The following is a 2,457-nucleotide window of genomic DNA, read 5'->3' on the forward strand; positions in this document are numbered from 1 at the left end:
CGCTCATTTGCGACTTCCTTATGTTAACATCTTCGTTAGTTAATGTCAACTAAGTTTTTTATTTTTGTTTGTCGCTTTCGACGTTAATGTCATCGGCGACTTGTTTTATATTACACCTCTATTTAACAATAGTCAACAACTCTTTTTCATTTTTCATAAAAACATTTATTACTCATAGCCCTTCCTTATTTTTCATACATATAATTATGATAACTGAAAGGAGTGTAGAGATTGTTTGATTCTTCTATGTTACACATCATCAATGCTAATTTCAGAAAACCACACTACCACAGAAACTTCCCTCTCATTCTATTTTGGAGTCAAAAAAGTGGCTGCACTTCACTTGCTAATTGGTTTTTTTACCAGATTGATTTATTACAAACAGCTTTAAACTATAATCCTTTTATTCATAATTACGAATATGACATATATAAAAGTACACCCGCCTACGATGTGCGGCTAGGCATAGCATTACGAGATAAACAAAAAGAAACTTTTAAACTTGTTCGTAATCCTTTTAAAAGAGCCGTTAGTTCTTTCGTATCCTTAATCGCACCTCCCTATGTAGAAAACCCAGAATGGCAACCCATTCGAAAGTTTTTATATCAAGATGAAAATTCTCCTAAAGGAATCTCATATAAACATTTTTTATATTACCTACTCGCCAAAGGTGCTCATACAGATGATATGAATCCGCATTTTACACAACAATACATACTAGGTGAAGAAGCATATGTAACCAATTATATTTACTTAGAGGATTTTGATCAGGAAATGCAAAAGTTAGAGAGCCACTTTGAATTAAAATCCGCACCGATAAATAAATTATCCACATCCTGGCATCATCAGACTCCCGCTATGATCTATAGGGGGAATTTTAGCGAAGCAAGTATTACTGATCCTTTATTTCCTCGCTACCCTACTTTCGAAAGTTTTTATGATACGGAATGTATACAACTCGTTCAAACAATATTTCAAAATGATTTCGATACGTATAGATATAGTAAAGAATATCCATACTGATTCCAATCTATCATCTTTGCCAAATATAAAAAGATACCTTATATATTAGGTATCTTTTTAACATTTAAACTATTTCTCTTTAATAAATTACCTATTTTTTGCTTATCTGCCCATCCTACTCCTATTAAAACTAAGCTTCCCCCTATTATTATCTTCCATGTTAAAGATTCATCTAATAGAACAATTGAAGTAACAATACTTATTAATGGTAATGCATTTAAATATAACCCACTTACCGATGCCGAAATCCTCTCTAGCGCTTTGTTCCAAAACCAATACGCCAAAATTGTTGCACCTATAACAAGATACATTACGCTAAATACTGTCTTCCATGTTTCAATCTTTGGAAAACCATAATAAAAGATTTCCACCATTGCAAAAGGTAATAAAATAACGGCTCCAATAATTAAAGTTAGCGTTGTAAAAACATTATTAGATAAATATCGCTCTTGCCTCGGGCGTTTTAACAATATTGTATAGAAGGCAAATAAAAAAGTGCTCAATAAAATAAGTATATCCCCTATTAAAGAGACCTCTTGATCAGTATTGTCAGAAGGAACAGTAATCAAAAGCACACCTATAGCTCCTAGCATAATTCCAATCCAATAATTCAACTGAATTTTCTCTTTTAAAAAGAATGCCGAAAAAAGAATTGTAACTAATGGCAATGCAGCATCAATGATACTAACATGCAATCCACTTGTTAAAGAAATACCGTAGGATGTGAACATAAAATACCCAGCTACACCAGTAAAAGATAGTAAACTCATTCTTTTCCATGGGACCTGTTTATGTACAACTGATCTTTTTAATTGTTTAAATGAGAATAGTAAACAGATTCCCCCCGCGAAGAAAAGGCGAATAAACAACAAAGTAAATGGCTGAATAGATTCTAATGCCCACTTTGTTGGCGCAATAGCTGTCCCCCATAATATAACAGCCACTAATAACATGCATATTTCTTTCATAATCCCCCACACCCATCAAAAAATATATGTTAACCATCTTAATTATAGATTTTTTCTTATGTGAAATCCTCTAAAAACGAAAAAACGTTATGTGAAAAACAGCTGAATAGCTATTTTTCACATAACGTTTTTCATATAAAGAGTAAATATTTTTAGTCATTCTACAACTTAATTAACATAAAAAGGTAATCCTTACCTTAAACTAACATTTAAACGCGTTACTTTATCACCTTTTACGGCATTATTGCTCAAATTTTAGTTTAGACAGTCCCTATTTCATCTTTTTTCCTCTTTAAGATTACTAAATTTATGGATTATAACATTTGGTAAATAAAAATAAACACAAAAAAATCTAAGTCGAATCGACTTAGATTTTTGCTTGGCGACGTCCTACTCTCACAGGGACAAGGTCCCAACTACCATCGGCGCTAGAGAGCTTAACTTCCGTGTTCGGTATGGGAACGGG

Annotated in this window: 2 protein-coding genes and 1 rRNA gene; 1 reads left to right on the forward strand and 2 read right to left on the reverse strand. The window is 32.6% G+C overall.

Annotated features, from left to right (window positions below):
• Positions 1 to 231: 231 nt before the first annotated feature.
• On the forward strand, positions 232 to 1,023 hold the full coding sequence (locus MR113_RS27030) for a sulfotransferase family 2 domain-containing protein (protein WP_242257463.1): 792 nt from the start codon (positions 232 to 234) through the stop codon (positions 1,021 to 1,023).
• Between the two features lie 38 nt (positions 1,024 to 1,061).
• On the opposite strand, the gene MR113_RS27035 is transcribed toward MR113_RS27030, so the two are convergent.
• Entirely contained in the window at positions 1,062 to 1,991 is a 930-nt protein-coding gene (locus MR113_RS27035) for a DMT family transporter (protein ID WP_242257464.1), read from the reverse strand.
• A 377-nt stretch (positions 1,992 to 2,368) separates the two neighbouring features.
• Positions 2,369 to 2,457 (reverse strand): 5S ribosomal RNA (rrf, locus tag MR113_RS27040); the annotation flags it as partial.

Origin of the sequence: Bacillus cereus group sp. BfR-BA-01379 (genome assembly GCF_022663605.1) — a bacterium.
Taxonomy (GTDB): Bacteria; Bacillota; Bacilli; order Bacillales; family Bacillaceae_G; genus Bacillus_A; species Bacillus_A mobilis.